The sequence below is a fragment of the Marinobacter sp. VGCF2001 genome (assembly GCF_049943275.1).
Lineage (GTDB): Bacteria > Pseudomonadota > Gammaproteobacteria > Pseudomonadales > Oleiphilaceae > Marinobacter.
In genome coordinates this window covers 162,222-178,071 of the sequence record NZ_JBNFVX010000003.1, presented here as the reverse complement: position 1 = coordinate 178,071, position 15,850 = coordinate 162,222, and the positions used below count along the sequence as shown (strand labels likewise).

The 15,850-nt window shown below is 59.0% G+C and carries 14 protein-coding genes; 8 read left to right on the top strand and 6 right to left on the bottom strand.

What is annotated here, in order from left to right; translation table 11 throughout:
* Positions 1-343 precede the first annotated feature (343 nt).
* Together glnK and ACP2AU_RS06185 are read left to right on the top strand one after the other, a co-directional pair.
* Complete coding sequence (gene glnK / locus ACP2AU_RS06190) at positions 344-682, top strand: P-II family nitrogen regulator (RefSeq protein WP_008940573.1); 339 nt, start codon at positions 344-346, stop codon at positions 680-682.
* A gap of 67 nt (positions 683-749) precedes the next feature.
* Positions 750-2,021: an ammonium transporter gene (locus ACP2AU_RS06185; protein ID WP_426375237.1), complete on the top strand. Its 1,272-nt coding sequence runs from the start codon at positions 750-752 to the stop codon at positions 2,019-2,021.
* Between the two features lie 88 nt (positions 2,022-2,109).
* Here ACP2AU_RS06185 and speE read toward each other — a convergent pair whose 3' ends face one another.
* On the bottom strand, positions 2,110-2,991 hold the full coding sequence (speE, locus tag ACP2AU_RS06180; protein ID WP_426375236.1) for a polyamine aminopropyltransferase: 882 nt from the start codon (positions 2,989-2,991) through the stop codon (positions 2,110-2,112).
* A gap of 137 nt (positions 2,992-3,128) precedes the next feature.
* On the opposite strand from speE, the gene speA reads away from it, so the two are divergent.
* Positions 3,129-5,039 carry a biosynthetic arginine decarboxylase gene (speA, locus tag ACP2AU_RS06175; RefSeq protein ID WP_426375235.1) on the top strand — a complete coding sequence of 637 codons (1,911 nt, stop codon included), beginning with the start codon at positions 3,129-3,131 and terminating at the stop codon, positions 5,037-5,039.
* A gap of 12 nt (positions 5,040-5,051) precedes the next feature.
* Here speA and ACP2AU_RS06170 read toward each other — a convergent pair whose 3' ends face one another.
* Positions 5,052-6,089, bottom strand: a complete 1,038-nt coding sequence (locus ACP2AU_RS06170) for an AraC family transcriptional regulator (protein ID WP_426375234.1) — start codon at positions 6,087-6,089, stop codon at positions 5,052-5,054.
* A gap of 235 nt (positions 6,090-6,324) precedes the next feature.
* Between ACP2AU_RS06170 and ACP2AU_RS06165 the strand changes: the two genes are divergently transcribed.
* Together ACP2AU_RS06165 and ACP2AU_RS06160 are read left to right on the top strand one after the other, a co-directional pair.
* Positions 6,325-6,924: a sigma-70 family RNA polymerase sigma factor gene (locus tag ACP2AU_RS06165; RefSeq protein ID WP_426375233.1), complete on the top strand. Its 600-nt coding sequence runs from the start codon at positions 6,325-6,327 to the stop codon at positions 6,922-6,924.
* Positions 6,921-7,559, top strand: a complete 639-nt coding sequence (locus ACP2AU_RS06160; protein ID WP_426375232.1) for a ChrR family anti-sigma-E factor — start codon at positions 6,921-6,923, stop codon at positions 7,557-7,559. The genes ACP2AU_RS06165 and ACP2AU_RS06160 overlap by 4 nt, the downstream gene beginning before the upstream one ends.
* 30 nt (positions 7,560-7,589) lie before the next feature.
* Here the strand turns inward: ACP2AU_RS06160 and ACP2AU_RS06155 are convergent, their stop codons facing one another.
* Positions 7,590-8,324, bottom strand: coding sequence for an SDR family oxidoreductase (locus ACP2AU_RS06155; RefSeq protein WP_426375231.1), 735 nt, complete (start codon positions 8,322-8,324; stop codon positions 7,590-7,592).
* A 174-nt stretch (positions 8,325-8,498) separates the two neighbouring features.
* On the opposite strand from ACP2AU_RS06155, the gene ACP2AU_RS06150 reads away from it, so the two are divergent.
* The 3 genes from ACP2AU_RS06150 to ACP2AU_RS06140 all read left to right on the top strand — a co-directional run bounded on the left by ACP2AU_RS06150 (position 8,499) and on the right by ACP2AU_RS06140 (position 13,207).
* A complete protein-coding gene (locus ACP2AU_RS06150) occupies positions 8,499-10,274 on the top strand; it encodes an acyl-CoA dehydrogenase C-terminal domain-containing protein (protein WP_426375230.1) in 1,776 nt (591 codons plus the stop codon).
* A 260-nt stretch (positions 10,275-10,534) separates the two neighbouring features.
* Positions 10,535-11,326, top strand: a complete 792-nt coding sequence (gene tcdA, locus ACP2AU_RS06145; protein WP_426375229.1) for a tRNA cyclic N6-threonylcarbamoyladenosine(37) synthase TcdA — start codon at positions 10,535-10,537, stop codon at positions 11,324-11,326.
* Positions 11,327-11,347: 21 nt separating this feature from the next.
* Complete coding sequence (locus tag ACP2AU_RS06140; RefSeq protein ID WP_426375228.1) at positions 11,348-13,207, top strand: cation:proton antiporter; 1,860 nt, start codon at positions 11,348-11,350, stop codon at positions 13,205-13,207.
* 15 nt (positions 13,208-13,222) lie between these two features.
* Here ACP2AU_RS06140 and ACP2AU_RS06135 read toward each other — a convergent pair whose 3' ends face one another.
* The 3 genes from ACP2AU_RS06135 to ACP2AU_RS06125 all read right to left on the bottom strand — a co-directional run bounded on the left by ACP2AU_RS06135 (position 13,223) and on the right by ACP2AU_RS06125 (position 15,839).
* Positions 13,223-14,203, bottom strand: coding sequence for an NADP-dependent oxidoreductase (locus tag ACP2AU_RS06135; RefSeq protein ID WP_426375227.1), 981 nt, complete (start codon positions 14,201-14,203; stop codon positions 13,223-13,225).
* Between the two features lie 80 nt (positions 14,204-14,283).
* Positions 14,284-14,754 carry an acyl-CoA thioesterase gene (locus ACP2AU_RS06130; RefSeq protein ID WP_426375226.1) on the bottom strand — a complete coding sequence of 157 codons (471 nt, stop codon included), beginning with the start codon at positions 14,752-14,754 and terminating at the stop codon, positions 14,284-14,286.
* Positions 14,751-15,839 carry an SMP-30/gluconolactonase/LRE family protein gene (locus tag ACP2AU_RS06125; protein WP_426375321.1) on the bottom strand — a complete coding sequence of 363 codons (1,089 nt, stop codon included), beginning with the start codon at positions 15,837-15,839 and terminating at the stop codon, positions 14,751-14,753. The genes ACP2AU_RS06130 and ACP2AU_RS06125 overlap by 4 nt, the downstream gene beginning before the upstream one ends.
* Between the last annotated feature and the right edge of the window lie 11 nt (positions 15,840-15,850).

The following is a 15,850-nucleotide window of genomic DNA, read 5'->3' as shown; positions in this document are numbered from 1 at the left end:
GACCATTTTATCTCTCGCCGGGCGCGTTGAAACCAGTGTATCACACCCACCCCCCTGCCATACTGTGCCCGGTCGGCATTATAATGGCCGCGGCCGAAGGCGAGACTGCGCTGTTTTGAGACAGTCGCGGGCGCAGCGCACCACTATGGTGCAGAAGATTGCGCCATTTCGGCACAACCGATACATAACAATTTGTTTTAAATAACTTTTTTTGCGTTGGCACACCCGATGCTAAAGCCTACGTACACAATCCGCACAATTGATGTGCGAGGTGGCAGCATCCCGAGCTCAACAACTGGCCGGCGGCCCTCACTGTTGGGACGGCTTTACCAAGGAGAAAGCAATGAAACTTGTGACAGCGATCATCAAGCCTTTCAAATTGGATGATGTCCGTGAGGCACTATCCGAGATTGGCGTACAAGGCGTAACCGTCACTGAAGTCAAAGGCTTCGGTCGGCAGAAAGGCCACACAGAACTGTATCGTGGCGCGGAATACGTGGTGGACTTCCTGCCCAAGGTCAAAGTGGAAATCGCCATCGGCGACAATCTACTGGACCAGGTCATCGAGTCCATCACCAAGGCGGCCAACACCGGCAAGATCGGCGACGGCAAGATTTTCGTGACGGAACTGGAACAGGCTATCCGAATCCGGACAGGCGAAACCGGCGAAGAAGCGGTCTGATTCTGAACTGACACTCAGCCAACGCAAAAAACTTATAACCTGAAGAGCCTTGTGCGGAGGGCTTCCCATGGAAAGCAATCTCTTTCACCTGCAGTACGCAATAGATACCTTTTATTTTCTCGTGTGTGGCGCATTAGTCATGTGGATGGCAGCCGGCTTCGCCATGCTCGAGTCCGGCCTGGTGCGTGCTAAAAACACCACCGAAATCCTGACCAAAAACGTCGCGCTGTTTGCGGTGGCCTGCACCATGTACCTGGTGTGTGGCTACGCCATCATGTATGGCGGTAACGTCTTCTTGTCCGGCATTGCCGATGTAGACGTAGACGGCGTACTGGGCGACTTTGCAACCCGCGAAGACGGCTTCACCGGCGGCTCCATCTACTCGGCTGCCTCTGACTTCTTCTTCCAGGTTGTGTTCGTGGCCACCGCCATGTCGATTGTCTCCGGTGCGGTCGCCGAGCGCATGAAACTCTGGGCGTTCCTGATCTTCGCGGTATTCATGACCGGCTTCATCTACCCGCTCGAGGGTGCCTGGACCTGGGGTGGTGCCGACGTTTTCGGAATGTATAACCTGGGCGACCTTGGCTTCAGTGACTTCGCCGGCTCCGGCATCGTGCACATGGCTGGTGCCGCTGCCGCCCTGGCCGGTGTCCTCCTGCTCGGCGCCCGTAAGGGCAAGTACGGCCCCAACGGTGAAATCCGTGCCTTCCCGGGTGCCAATATGCCGCTCGCGGCGCTGGGTACCTTCATCCTGTGGATGGGCTGGTTCGGCTTCAACGGTGGTTCGGTTCTGAAACTCGGTGACGTGGCCAGCGCCAACTCGGTCGCCATGGTGTTCCTGAACACCAATGCCGCCGCTGCCGGTGGTGCCCTCGCCGCCCTGATCACCGCGCGCCTGATGTTTGGCAAAGCGGACCTGACCATGCTGCTGAATGGCGCTATCGCCGGGCTGGTGGTGATCACCGCCGAGCCGTCCACGCCGAGCGCGCTGACCGCTACGGTCTGGGGTGCTCTGGGCGGTGTCCTGGTGGTCCTGAGCATCGTCACTCTGGACAAGCTGCGCATCGACGATCCGGTTGGCGCCATTTCGGCCCACGGTGTCTGTGGTTTGCTGGGCCTCCTGCTGGTGCCAATCACCAATGACGGCGCCACCTTCAGCGGCCAGATCATCGGCGCCCTGACCATCTTCATCTGGGTCTTCGTAGCCAGCCTGGTAGTCTGGGGTGTTCTCAAGGCCGTCATGGGCATCCGCGTCACCGAAGAGGAAGAATACGAAGGTGTCGACCTGTCCGAATGTGGCATGGAAGCCTACCCGGAGTTTGTCAGCGGCAAGCAGTAAACCGCCAGCAACCCGGAACCCAAAAGGGGCGCCCATCCGGGCGCCCCTTTCTTATAGGTGCTTTCCCTCCCCTGTGGCCAACCCCGAGTCAGCCCTCTTCCGGGCGCACCTCGTCTTCCAATGCGTCCACCATGAACTGCGGCATGGCCAGGGCTCCATGATGAACCCCGGAATTGTAGTAACGGGTAACGAAAGGACGGTCGTTGGCGTCTTCCTCTCGGAAATACTTCAGCGGGTTTTCCTTGCTGCCCATGGTGCAACTCCACCAGCCTGTGGGATATACCGGCTGGGGAAACGGCAACGTCTGCACATGATCAAAGCCCGCCTTGCGCATATCCTGGTGAATGTCCTTGATGATGCTGTCGGTATGCAACAGGGGAGATTCGCTCTGCTGCACGATGATCCCGCCCTCCTTCAGGGCGAGCATGGCATCGCGATAAAAATCCAGCGCAAACAGACCTTCGGCGGGGCCGACCGGGTCTGTGCTATCGATAATCAACACATCGATACTGCCGGGTTCGATATCGCGCATCCACTGGATGCCATCGCCGAAGAAGAAGTTTGCCCGGGGGTCGCCATTGGCCGAGCACAGCTCCGGGAAATACGTCTCGGACACACGGGTTACCCGCTCATCAATCTCCACCTGCCAGGCTTCTTCCACGCCGGGGTGCTTCAGCACTTCCTTCAGGGTGCCGCAGTCGCCGCCCCCCACAATCACCACTTTCTTCGGGGCCTTGTGGGTGAACAGCGCAGGATGGGTCATCATCTCGTGATACAGGAAATTGTCCCGGGTGGTCAGCATGACGCAGCCATCCAGCACCATCAGGTTGCCGAAGGTTTCCGTTTCGTAAATTTCCAGGGTCTGGAACGGCGTCTGCTCTTCATGGAGCTTGCGCTTTACTTGCAGGGAAAAAGCCGTGCCCTGATCCTGAAATACTTCGGTGAACCAACCTTCGTTCAATGCGGTCATGTCTGCCTCCCACAATGTGCCGCTGCGATCTGCCGGGGCATCTGAAAGGGGCGTATTGTAGGTGCAGTAGTCAACTCCTACAATGCAGCCTGTTACTGGCCTGCCGGCCGCCCCGGTTTCCTGACAGGATAGCAATTATGGCTGAAAGCGCTGCATCACCCGCTCACAGGGTCTACAACATCGCGCACTGGAGTGACGGCTACATTGCGGTCAATGATCAGGGCGAGGTGGAAATCTGCCCTGACCGAGGCCAGAGCAACGCGCGCATCAACTTGCCCGCCCTGACCCGCTCACTCGCGGAGTCAGGCATTGCTTTACCGGTACTGATCCGCTTTACCGACATCCTGCACGATCGGGTGAGCAAGCTCTGCAATGCGTTCAACACGGTTACCCGGGAGCAGGGCTATCAGGGCCGCTACACCGCCGTCTACCCGATCAAGGTTAATCAGCAGCGCCGGGTAGTGGAGGAATTACTCGCGGCCGAACCTGCAGCCTCGGCCAACCAGGTGGGCCTTGAAGCCGGCAGCAAACCCGAACTGATGGCCGTGCTGGCATTGGCCAGACAAGCGGGCTCAGTCATTGTCTGCAATGGCTATAAAGACCGGGAATACATCCGGCTGGCGCTGATTGGCCAGAAGCTGGGGCACCGGGTGTTTATCGTGGTGGAAAAACAATCCGAACTGCCCCTGATTCTGGCGGAGGCAGAACAGCTTGGCGTTTCGCCGCTGATCGGTGTACGGGCCCGTCTGGCAACCATTGGCAAGGGCAACTGGCAGAATACCGGAGGCGAAAAATCCAAATTTGGCCTGTCTGCCAGCCAGATACTGGAGGTGGTGGATACCCTGAAACAGGCCGGCGCCCTCGACACCCTGCAACTGCTGCATTTTCACCTGGGCTCGCAAATTGCCAACATCCGGGACATCCAGACCGGCCTGCGCGAATGCGCGCGTTTTTACACCGAGCTCCACGCCCTTGGCGCCCCGATCGGCACCGTGGATATCGGCGGCGGCCTTGGTGTGGACTACGAGGGCACCCGTTCGCGCAGCAGTTGTTCCATGAATTACAGCGTGTTCGAATACGCGTATAACGTGGTGCACGTGCTACAGGCAGAATGTGATCGCCAGGGCATTCCGCACCCGGATCTCATCAGTGAATCGGGGCGGGCATTGACCGCACACCATTCAGTGCTGGTTACCAACGTCATCGACCGGGAGACTCCAAACCATCACGAACCGTCCGCACCATCTGCGGCTGCTCCCGCACCGTTACACGACCTCTGGCGCGATCTGGAAAGCCTGCAGGATGCGCACTCCCCCCGTTCTCTGGCAGAGGTCTACCACAACATCCTGCACGCTATAGCCGATGTTAACGCGCAATTTGCCCACGGACTGCTGTCGTTATCCGAACGGGCCCAGGCTGAAACCCTGTACGTGAAATGCTGCCGGATTCTGCGGGGTGAGCTGGACAGCGCCAACCGGGCACACCGGGAGATTATTGACGAACTGAACGAGAAACTGGCAGAAAAGCTGTTTGTGAACTTTTCCCTGTTCCAGTCGCTGCCGGATGTCTGGGGTATTGACCAGATTTTCCCGGTCATGCCGATTAACGGGCTCAATCGCCCGCTGAACCGCCGCGCCATTATTCAGGATATTACCTGCGACTCCGATGGCCGGATTGATCAGTACGTGGACGGCCAGGGCATAGAAAGCACCCTGCCGTTACCGGAACACAACCCCGACTCACCGTTGCTGATGGGCTTTTTCATGACCGGTGCCTATCAGGAAATTCTCGGCGATATGCACAACCTGTTCGGGGATACCCATTCGGTCGATGTGAAACTGAGCGCACACGGGCACTATCAGGTGGGGCATCCAATAACCGGAGACACTGTGGCCAAAGTACTGCGTTACGTAAACTTCGAGCCCGACGCATTACTCGAGTCCTACCGGCAGAAGTTCCAGCTCAGCAATCTTGAGCCGGAACTGCAAAAAGCCCTGCTTGATGAAGTATCGGCCGGGCTGGACGGCTACACCTATCTTGAGGAATAACGCGGCGGCAGTCTAAACCTGGTTCTGCTTTCGCCAGACTGACGGCGAGACACCCTGCCACTTCCGAAACGCCCTGCCAAAATTGGAGGGGTCACTGTAGCCGAGATGCTCGGCAATCTGGTCAATGGTCATGGCCGAGTGTCCCCGCAACAGTTCCAGAGCACGCTGCTGGCGCACCCTCTCCTGAAGCGTCTGGAACCCGTTTCCTTCGGCGGCAAGCTGTCGCCGGAGGGTCCGCGGGGACACCCCCATGTGCAGCGCCACTTCCTCAACGCCGGGCAAACGCCCATCCCGCCTTGTCTCCAGCAGCCTGAGCACTCTCCCGGCCACAGATGTGGCGGCTTCAATCTGGCGCATTTCCTCTTCGCACTGGGCCTCGGCCACACGCCGGGCCACAGGATTGGACAACGACATCGGCAACGACAAAAACTTTCGGCGAAAGCGCAGCTGATTCACGTTTCTGGAAAACTCGATCTCGCCACCGAACAACGACTGGTAACGCCCGGCACGGTTCGGGCGCGGGTAATCCACCAGGCACCGCCCGCCATCCAGCAGCCGGGTGCCAAACAGCAGATAGTTGACCTCCATCAGCGTTGCCAGCACCACTTCAACGTTAAACCGATGCAGCCTTGCCGTGCCATGACGGAGTTCGAGTTGAAGTACCGCGTCTCGCTCTTCCACAAAGAATGAGAGTGACATATAGGCAAAACGGGTGCGGAAATATTTAATCAGCACCTGCAGCGCCTGCTCCAGCGTATCGCAACTGATCGCCGCCTGAGACAAAGCACCATGGGCGGTGAACTTCAGGCGTGTGCCATACTCCAGGCCGAGACAATCGTCATCACAGCGGGCAAGCACCGCCTCACACAGTGCGATGAACTGGTTGAGTGTGATGAAGTTGTCGGGATGACTGAGCTGGTGGTGGCGGATACCGGATGCCAGCAGCAGCTCCGTGCGACAGATATGTCTTTCCTCTGCCAGCTGGCACAGAATTTCAGCGTAATGCACCCGCATACCGGGCAAAGAGCCATCAGAAAGCAATCCGTTCATAATCTGCAATAGGTGGTTATTGTTTTACCAGCCAGACTAATCCCTGCCTGTGTAACCGACAATCACTCCGGTGACGCCGCTGCCCGGCCTTTGAGCCACTCCGGTATTTTTTTCGGGGGAATACCGATCCGCTGGCGAATCGGGGCCGTAAAACCTTCGACTGACAAATCCGTTACGAGTGCATACAATGATGACATTAGCCCGCTCAAATACGACCACTGTCAAGGAGCGCTCGGTGACCACACTGGAGCAGCAACCAGCAAAAACCGAAGGGCGCAAAGATCCCTGGGGTGTTCTGCTGGAGAAAGTCGGCAAGCATCACGATCGGGCCGCTTACCATGCTCTGTTCGAGCACTTCGCCCCGCAGATCAAGTACTATGCAATTTCCAACGGAATTGCCAGCCACGCCGAAGAACTGGTCCAGGAAGTCTTTATTTCCATCTGGCGCCGGTCCTGCCTTTACGATTGGCGGAAAGCCGCGGCGTCGACCTGGATCTTCACCATCGCGCGGAACCAGCGTATTGATATGCTGCGAAAGATGCAGCGCACCAGTGCGGAGATGGCAGTCGAGACGGAAGATCTTTGGCAGATCCCCGGCGATAACGAAGACGAACCCGTGGCGTCACTGCACCGGTTGATGTCCGAGCGCAGAGTACGGGAGTCCCTCAGCCATCTTCCCGAAGAGCAGATTACGGTGATTGCCAAGGTGTATATGGAGCACAAGTCGCACCAGATGGTGGCCGACGAGCTCGAGATTCCGCTGGGTACGGTGAAAAGCCGGGTACGCCTGGCACTGAACAAGTTAAAAGTGATTTTGCAGGATCAAAACGTATGACACGGCATCATCCCGACAGTCTCAGTTTGATGGAATACAGCGCGGGTAATCTCAGTGATCCACATGCCCTGTGTATCCGCCTGCACCTGGAGCAGTGCCCACACTGTTGCAGCCGTGTTGACACGCTCAACAGCCTGGGCGCTGTCATGATGGACCAACAGCCGAAAGTAACGGTGGAGTCCTCTAGCTTCGATCAGCTGATGGCCAGGATTGACAGTGCACCCGAGGAATCTGCTCCGCCCGTGCCGAAGCCGAAAGTCAGCCCACTGCAGAAATTGCTGGGCGAAGACATCAACGCTTTGCCGTGGAAGCGGCAATTGGCGGACGTCAGCGTTTTGGACATTACCGATAAGTTTCCCGGCCAGAACGAGCGGGTGGTGCTCCAAAAACTGGTGGCCGGAGGTAAAGCCCCGGCGCATACCCACCGGGGGGACGAGACCACCATCGTGTTGCAGGGAGCGTTCGCCGATCAGAAAGGTGTGTTCAATCAGTGGGATTTCGTGGTTCTGAACGAACACGACGAACATCGCCCTGTTGCCGTTGGGTGTGAAGACTGCATCACTCTGTCGGTGCTGAGTGCGCCGTTGAAACTGACCGGCACCTTTACCCGCCTGCTCAACCCTTTCCTCGGTTAACCGGATGCTGCGGCTGTGCCGCAGCGACCTCTACCAGGACAACTCCGAACCGTCCCAGCTGAAAAATCGGCCATTATCGTCAGGCCCCAGCTGCTCCAATACCGCGAACAGGTTATCGGCCGTTTGTTCTGGCTCATGCACGGTTAACTGTTCAAGCGACTGCTGGAACGGCGCACTCAGTCCCGACAGTGTGGTGCCCGGATGCAACGCCACACAGGCAAGCGGCTGATAGCGCCGGGATAACTCAACCGACAGATTCCTGACCAGCATATTCAACGCTGCCTTGGAAGTCCGATAGGCGTACCAGCCTCCCAGCCGGTTATCCGCAATCGACCCAACCTTCGCCGATACCGCCGCTATCCTCTTGAAATGCTTGCCTCGCAATGCCGGAGCAAGGTGCGGCATCAACAGGGCGAACCCCAGGCAGTTCACGCGATACGCCCGGATCATGCTCTGACTGTCTATATCCTCAAGACGTTTTTCCGGAGACATCTCGTCGTCGTGCAGCAATCCTGCAGCGTAAATGATGTTCTCTACCGATGGTGATGCCTCCAGCGCCGCTTTCAGGCCTCTGCTGTCAAGATGCTGCTCGTCCTCCGCGTCCCAGGCCAGCACACGGACAGACTCATGACACCGGAGCGCCTCGGGCGCCGATTCCGGATCACGACACAGCCCGATCAACGTCTGGCCCGGGCAGACTTCCAGATAGCGGCGCGCCAACGCCGCGCCAATCGCACCGGACACACCGGCAATCACCGTTGTCATCGGCAAACCTCCACATTATCAATCAACACGACACCGGTGATACGAAAATTCAATGCTCTCAGGCCACCGGCGAGTAAACCAAATTTTTCAAACACCCGTATGAACAAGGCACTTGAATCACACGACGACATTCCGCGATCAGCAGGATCGCGACATTGAAGCAGGAGAGTATTCATGCAATACCAGGCACCCGCGAACGACCTTCGCTTTTTGTTGTTTGATGTCTTGGGCGCAGACAAACTGCACGAACTGGAAAAATACGCCGATGCCACGCCGGACCTGATGTCTGCGGTTATCGACGAAGCCGGCAAACTGGCCGCTGAAGTCATTCAGCCGACCAACCAGACCGGCGACCGGCAGGGCTGCAGCTACGATCCGGAGACGAAAGCGGTGACCACGCCGGACGGGTTCAAAGAGGCCTACCGGAAGTTCGTCGAAGGCGGCTGGACCGCACTGGACGCACCTCTCGAGTTTGGCGGCCAGGGCTTGCCACACACACTCAAGTTTGTGGTCGACGAAATGGTGTGCTCCACCAACCTGTCGCTGGGGATGTACCCCGGCCTGACCCATGGCGCCATCAGCGCACTGTACGCCCATGGCTCAGACGAACTGAAGCAGACTTACCTGGAAAAACTCATTTCCGGTGAGTGGACCGGAACCATGTGCCTGACCGAGCCCCAGTGCGGAACCGATCTGGGCCTGATCCGGACCAAGGCGACGCCGAACGACGACGGCAGCTATGCCATCGAAGGCACCAAGATCTGGATCACCGGTGGGGAACACGACCTGGTGGACAACATCGTGCATCTGGTATTGGCCAAACTGCCGGGTGCGCCGGACACCACCAAGGGCATCTCCCTGTTTGCGGTTCCGAAAATCCTGCCGGATTCCGGAGAGCGCAACCCGGCTTTCTGCGGCGGCCTGGAGCACAAAATGGGCATCAAGGGCTCCGCCACCTGCGTGATGAATTTTGAAGGGGCCAAAGGCTGGCTTGTGGGCGAGCCGAACAAGGGCATGAGCGCCATGTTCACCATGATGAACGAAGCTCGCCTGATGGTTGGAATGCAGGGCCTGGGCCTGGCCGAAATGGCTTACCAAGAAAGCCTGGCATTTGCCAAAGAGCGCCTGCAGAGCCGTTCTCTGAGTGGCCCGAAAAACGCCGACGGCCCGGCTGATCCCATCATCGTTCACCCCGATGTGCGCCGTATGCTGATGCGCCAGAAGGTGTTGAATGAGGGGATGCGTGCACTCGCCCTGTTTACCGGCCATCAGCTGGATCTGTCGGTGGCCCACCCGGATGAGAAAGTGCGTGAAAACGCCGATGACCTGGTGCAGTTGCTTACCCCCGTGGTCAAGTCTTTCCTGACCGACGAAGGCTACAACAATGCCAACTGGGGCCAGCAGGTGCTGGGCGGATCTGGCTTTACCCAGGACTGGCCGCTGGAGCAGCTGGTGCGCGACGGGCGTATCGCCCGTATTTATGAAGGCACCAACGGCATCCAGGCGATGGACCTTGTAGGCCGGAAGCTGTCTCTCAAGGGTGGCCAACTGGTGCGCGCGCTGTTCGGCGAGCTCACCGGCTACCTGAAGGACAACCCGGATGCGCCCTACCGCGAAGAGCTGAAAGGAGCCATCAAGGGGCTTGAGCAGGCCACCATGTGGCTGGCCCAGAATGCCCCCAAAGATCCGGAACAAGCCGGTGCGGCAGCCTCACCTTACCTGCGCCTGACCGCATTGACCGTAATTGGTTACCTGTGGTCGCGGATGGCGGCAGAAGCCGGCAAGCAGCTTGAGGCCGGTGAAGGCAACACGCCCCTGCTGGAGAGTAAACAGGTCTCCGCCCGCTTCTACTTTGAAAAGCTGATGCCGGAAGCGGATTGGCTGCTGAAAGACATCCAGTCCGGCAAGGATAGCCTGATGGGGCTGGACGACGAGCACTGGGTCGCCTAAAGATCCGTTCAACCGGTCAGGCTCCGGAGCCTGGCCGGAAATGACCGGAAAATGGCAACTTGTGACCTTCAGAAGGACAGCTCAGGCATTCAATAATGATCACGTTGATTAGTGTCTCTGAACTAGTCCAACCAGCCTCTGCATGAGGCTGGTACCTTCTTGAAGCCGCGCTTTGCGCGGCTTTTTTTATCAATCCTTTTCGCCGCTCGCAGTCCACCAGTACAATGTCCCCTGGATTCTGACACTTCAACAGAGACGGCATGACCTCCGACGACTACCATTTCCGCTTTGGCGGCATAGAACGACTGTACGGCAGAACCGCATTGAGCGCCTTTCGCCATGCCCACATCGCCATTGTCGGCCTGGGCGGAGTCGGCTCTTGGGCGGCCGAAGCCCTGGCGCGCAGCGGCATTGGCACCCTGACGCTGATCGACATGGACGATATCTGCGTGTCCAACACCAATCGCCAGCTCCACGCCCTCACCAGCCAGTACGGTCGCACCAAAACCGAGGCCATGGCCGACCGGCTGCGAGCCATTAACCCCCAGGCCGACATTCGCGTTCACTTCGGGTTTGTGACCGTCAGGAATGTTGCCGATTTGATCAGCGAAGAGATGACCGGAGTGATCGACGCGATCGACAGTGTCAAACCCAAAGCCGCGCTGATTGCCCACTGCCAGCGCCGCAAGATTCCCATCATCTGCGCCGGAGGTGCGGGGGGGCAGATGGACCCGACCCAGATTCAGGTGGCCGATCTGGCGAAAACGACCCAGGATCCGTTACTGGCCAAAGTGCGTAATTTATTGCGCCGGGAATACGGTTTTTCCCGCAATCCCAAACGGCGCTTTGGCGTCGAGGCAGTATACTCACTGGAGCAACTGACCTACCCCGCTCCAGATGGCGAGGTTTGCCAGCAGAAACCGACAACCGATGGCCCGGTTCGTCTGGACTGCGCCACCGGCTTCGGAGCTGCAAGCCCGGTCACCGCGAGCTTTGGTTTTTTTGCGGCATCCCGGCTACTGAACCGTATTGCCCGCAGGGCCAATATCTAAACCAACCATCGAGGCCCTTTTATGGCCGTTAGCACGACGTTAATTCTCGCCGGTATCGGCGTTTCTTCCCTGGTCTGTCAGTGGCTGGCATGGCGCTTACGTATGCCGGCTATCCTGTTTCTGCTGGCCGGGGGCATTCTGGCCGGGCCGGTCACCGGATTTCTTCAGCCGGAAGCCATTTTTAACGACCTGCTGTTTCCTGTCATTTCCCTCGCCGTCGCCATCATCCTGTTCGAAGGCAGTCTGACCCTGCGTTATGAAGAAATCCGGGGCCACGGCAAGATGGTCCGCAACCTGATACCGGTCGGCACACTGGTAACCTGCCTGATCGGCACTCTGGCCGCACGCTGGATTCTGGAAGTCTCCTGGGAAGTCGCCTTACTGTTCGGCGCGATCTCCGTTGTTACCGGGCCAACGGTTATCGCACCGCTGCTGCGGGCCGTGCGGCCCACCTCCAAGCTCGCCAACATCCTGACCTGGGAAGGCATCATCATCGACCCGGTGGGGGCCTTGCTGGCGGTTCTGGTGTTTGAGGGCATCGTGTCCTGGGGCCAGGGCAATGTCTTCAGTCACTCGCTCTACATTTTTGCCAAAACCCTTCTGGTCGGCTTTGCTATCGGCGCTGCGGCGGGCTACCTGAATGGCCTGGTACTCAGAAAGCACTGGATTCCCCAGTACCTGCACAACGCCGGCACCCTCACGTTCATGCTGGGCGTGTTTGCGATCTCCAATGAGCTGGCCCATGAGTCCGGGCTGCTCACGGTAACGGTGATGGGCATCTGGATGGCCAACATGAAACAGGTGCCGGTCGACAGCATTCTTGAATTCAAGGAATCGCTCAGCGTCCTGCTTATCTCTGCCCTGTTTATCATCCTGGCCGCCCGGGTGGAGTTTGCCGCCATTGCCGACCTGGGATGGGGGCTCGTAGCCGTGCTGGCCTGCCTGATGTTGATTGCGCGCCCGGTAAGCATCTTTCTCTCGGCCATCGGCACCACCCTGAACTGGCGGGAAAAGCTTTATCTGAGCTGGATCGCGCCCCGGGGCATTGTCGCGGCAGCGGTGTCTGCCCTGTTCGCGTTCCAGCTTGAACGGATCGGTTACGAGAGCGCCGGCGTGCTGGTGCCACTGGTGTTCATGCTGATCATCACCACCGTTACCCTGCAAAGTCTGACCGCCCGCCCCGTGGCGAAACTGCTTCGGGTGCAGGAACCGCCCGCGCACGGTTTCCTGATTCTGGGCGCCAATCCGGTCGCCCGGCTGGTTGCCCAGGCACTGAAAAAACACGAGATTCCCACCATGCTGACCGATACCAACTGGGAAAACGTCCGCCAGGCACGCATGGAAAATCTGCCGGTGTATTTCGGCAACCCGGTCTCCGAGCATGCCGCGACCCACATGGACCTGACCGGTATCGGCAACCTGCTGATACTGTCGCCCTACAAACAGATGAACAGCCTGGCGACCTATCATTTCCTGGACTGGTTCGGCGACAATTCGGTTTTCGGATTGGCAGAGGGCGATCAGGATCAGCGAGCCCGGCTGCAGACCGCAGGCAAAGTACAGCGCACCCGGGGTCTGTTTGATGGCGTCAGCTATGCCAAGCTCGCCAGCCTGGTCAGCCAGGGCTATACGGTGAAAACCACGCAACTGAGCGACGAGTTCGGGTTTGAGCAGTTTCTGGACCAGTACCAGAATCAGGCCCTGGTGCTGTTTGTCCGCGACAGCCGGGACCACACTCACCCGGTGAAAGACATGGACACGCTGGAACCGGGCGACGACTGGGTACTGATCAGCCTGGTGCCTCCACAACCCCAGCGCGAGCGCAAAGAGCGGAATGACAGCGCCAGCGACAAGATGCCCGGCGGCATAGCCCCGGCCTGAGGCTCCGGCTGCCGGTCAACGGCAGTCGAGCACTAACTTGCCGCGAACATGGCCGGTCTCAAGCAATTCATGGGCGGCCTGCACCTGGCTCAGCGGAAATACCTGTTCAAGATGCACCCGCACATCGCCGTCTTCTATCAGTTCGGCGATTTCCTCCAGGTGAAAAACATCCGGCCGCACGGTCATGCCATGGGCCCGCAACCCCATAGCCTCGGCGGCACTGACAATGTCATCCGCCGTTACGGTGGGTATCGTCACCAGCACGCCGGATTCCCCGAGGGTATGCAGCGAACGCTTGCCGGTCTCGCCGCCAACAAGGTCCAGCACCACATCCAGCCCATAGCACTCCTCGGCGACATCCGTCGTGTGGTAGTCAATCACTTCGTGTACGCCCAGCTCCGCCAGAAAATCCCGATTGGCCGGGGAGGCCGTGGCCACCACATGGGCGCCCCGCTCAAGCGCAAACTGCACGGCAAAATGACCAACACCGCCGGCCCCGGCATGAACCAGAATTTTCTGACCGGATTCCAGCCGCGCCATTTCGAACAGGGCCTGCCAGGCTGTCAGAGCGGCCAGGGGTATCGCACCGGCCGTCACCAGATCCAGCTCATCGGGCACGATGGCGAGCTCATCCGCCTCAGCCAGGGCATACCCGGCATAGGCACCACCACCTGACGGGAAGCCGATCATGCCCATGACCCGGTCACCGGGTGCAAGTGTGGTAACGCCCTCGGCGACCGCCACAATCTCTCCGGCCACATCGTACCCCGGGATCCAGGGTAATCGGTGTTCAATCTGTCGGGCAGCGAAACCCAGCCCCTTGCGGGTTTTCCAGTCAATCGGATTCAGGCCGGCACCATGCACCCGGATGAGCACTTTGCCATCTTCGGGCAAGGGTACCGGGGCGTCAGCTAATTGCAAAACCGCCCGTTCGCCGAACTCGCCATAGATCACATGCTTCATTCGGGTTGAGTCAATTACCTCGGATGATTCCATGGTCGCCTCCGGAATGCATGGGTCAGATGCCCGTTGGCGGACATCAAAGATGAGACTAGCAGATATTCCCGCATCCGGCCTCAGCGAGACAACCCGCGACCGCCGGCCACCAGGGCACCGGAAAGGATGTCCAGGAACGCCTTCGGCGCCCGCGAGGGACGCTGGGATGTCATGTCGACGCAGGCATGGGTCGACATTCCCCTCAACAGGGTTTTGCCATCGGCCGGGCGGATCAGCTGAAATTGGCGGGCCGAGCGGAACCGGCCATCGCAATCGGTCAACCAGGTGCCCAGCACCAGCCGGTCGCCGCGATTGGCGGCAGCCAGATAATCCACATCGGTGTGGGTAATGGCCATGGCCTTGCCGGTTTCCTCATGCAGGGCCCAGGTCATCCCCAGGCTCTCGATGTGTGCCCAGCTGACGTCTTCCAGCCAACGGATATACACCACGTTGTTGGCGTGCCCCAGGCGGTCGGTATCTTCCGCCTGCACGGTAATGTCCAGCGTGAACGGCGTGGGTAAATCCCAGTTCAGATCGGGCGTGTCGTTCATGGTGTTGTTGCTCCAAGGCCAGGAATGGCCTTCAACGGTAGCCGCCCGATACGGTCGTTGTGAAGTGAACCAAAGTAGAGAACGCCGTTGTGGGGATTCACCGAGGTAATTTCCTGCAGATGCTTGCCTCGGGTATCGTGCAGGCTCGTCAATACCTGGCCGTTGCTGTCGAAAGCCAGCACCAGACCATAACTCTGAGGCTTGGGTTGCAGGCTGTCCGGTAATTTGGCCACCAGATCCTTGAGCCAGGCGGACTGGTGCATTGCATCCACCTGGGGATTGCGCAATGTCGGGAAAGCCACCCAATAGCGCCCTTCGCGATCCACCGCCAGATTATCGGGAAAACCCGGCAGATTGTCGGCGAAGACGTCTGCCTGCCCGGCCTTGGGGCCGAGGATCCAGTACCGGAGAGTCCGGTATTTCCAGGTTTCGTTCACCAGCACATAACTACCTTTGGGCGACAGGGCCACACCGTTGGCGAAATGCAGATTGCGCAGGAGCACTTCCGTCGTTCCGCTGTCGGGGTCGTATCTCAGCAGGCGACCATGAGGACGCATCTCCAGTAGATCCAGCACATAGTCGGGTGGCTGGAAGCGGGAACTGGCATCGGTAAAGTAAATGCGGCCGTCCCCGGCAATGACCACATCGTCGGTGAAACGGAAGGGGGTGCCTTCGGCTTCCCGGGTCAGCACCGTGATCTCGCCATCGGGCGCAATCGACAGCAACCCTTTCCAGGCATCAGCTACGACCAGGTTACCGTTGCCATCGAAGACCATGCCCAGGGGGCGGCCACCGGTTTTCAGCCAGTGTTCTACCTCTCCGTCCGGGTGCACCCGAACCACCCAGCCATCCTGGGTACCGGTGTACAGCACGCCGTTCGGGCCAACGGTGGTGTCTTCCGGGCCATAGACCTGGCCCCGGGCCAGCAGATCGGCCAGACGCAGCCGTTCATTGGGGGCCAGGACGCCCGTCATGGCGGGCCGAGAAGGTGCCTGCCAGGCTTTGCTGTCAATCGGGGACGGCGTCAGCAGAAAACTGCCAAGCAATACAAAGATAACCAGCAAGCTCACCAGCAGCCATTTCATCATGCACGACC

Excerpts from the sequence above, each read along its gene's own strand:
- speA (WP_426375235.1), top strand. The coding sequence starts at position 3,129 with ATGGCTGAAAGCGCTGCATCACCCGCTCACAGGGTCTACAACATCGCG.
- ACP2AU_RS06185 (WP_426375237.1), top strand. The coding sequence starts at position 750 with ATGGAAAGCAATCTCTTTCACCTGCAGTACGCAATAGATACCTTTTAT.
- ACP2AU_RS06130 (WP_426375226.1), bottom strand. The coding sequence starts at position 14,754 with ATGAACGACACGCCCGATCTGAACTGGGATTTACCCACGCCGTTCACG.
- ACP2AU_RS06140 (WP_426375228.1), top strand. The coding sequence starts at position 11,348 with ATGGCCGTTAGCACGACGTTAATTCTCGCCGGTATCGGCGTTTCTTCC.
- ACP2AU_RS06170 (WP_426375234.1), bottom strand. The coding sequence starts at position 6,089 with ATGAACGGATTGCTTTCTGATGGCTCTTTGCCCGGTATGCGGGTGCAT.
- glnK (WP_008940573.1), top strand. The coding sequence starts at position 344 with ATGAAACTTGTGACAGCGATCATCAAGCCTTTCAAATTGGATGATGTC.
- ACP2AU_RS06125 (WP_426375321.1), bottom strand. The coding sequence starts at position 15,839 with ATGAAATGGCTGCTGGTGAGCTTGCTGGTTATCTTTGTATTGCTTGGC.
- tcdA (WP_426375229.1), top strand. The coding sequence starts at position 10,535 with ATGACCTCCGACGACTACCATTTCCGCTTTGGCGGCATAGAACGACTG.
- ACP2AU_RS06155 (WP_426375231.1), bottom strand. The coding sequence starts at position 8,324 with ATGACAACGGTGATTGCCGGTGTGTCCGGTGCGATTGGCGCGGCGTTG.
- ACP2AU_RS06135 (WP_426375227.1), bottom strand. The coding sequence starts at position 14,203 with ATGGAATCATCCGAGGTAATTGACTCAACCCGAATGAAGCATGTGATC.
- ACP2AU_RS06160 (WP_426375232.1), top strand. The coding sequence starts at position 6,921 with ATGACACGGCATCATCCCGACAGTCTCAGTTTGATGGAATACAGCGCG.
- speE (WP_426375236.1), bottom strand. The coding sequence starts at position 2,991 with ATGACCGCATTGAACGAAGGTTGGTTCACCGAAGTATTTCAGGATCAG.
- ACP2AU_RS06150 (WP_426375230.1), top strand. The coding sequence starts at position 8,499 with ATGCAATACCAGGCACCCGCGAACGACCTTCGCTTTTTGTTGTTTGAT.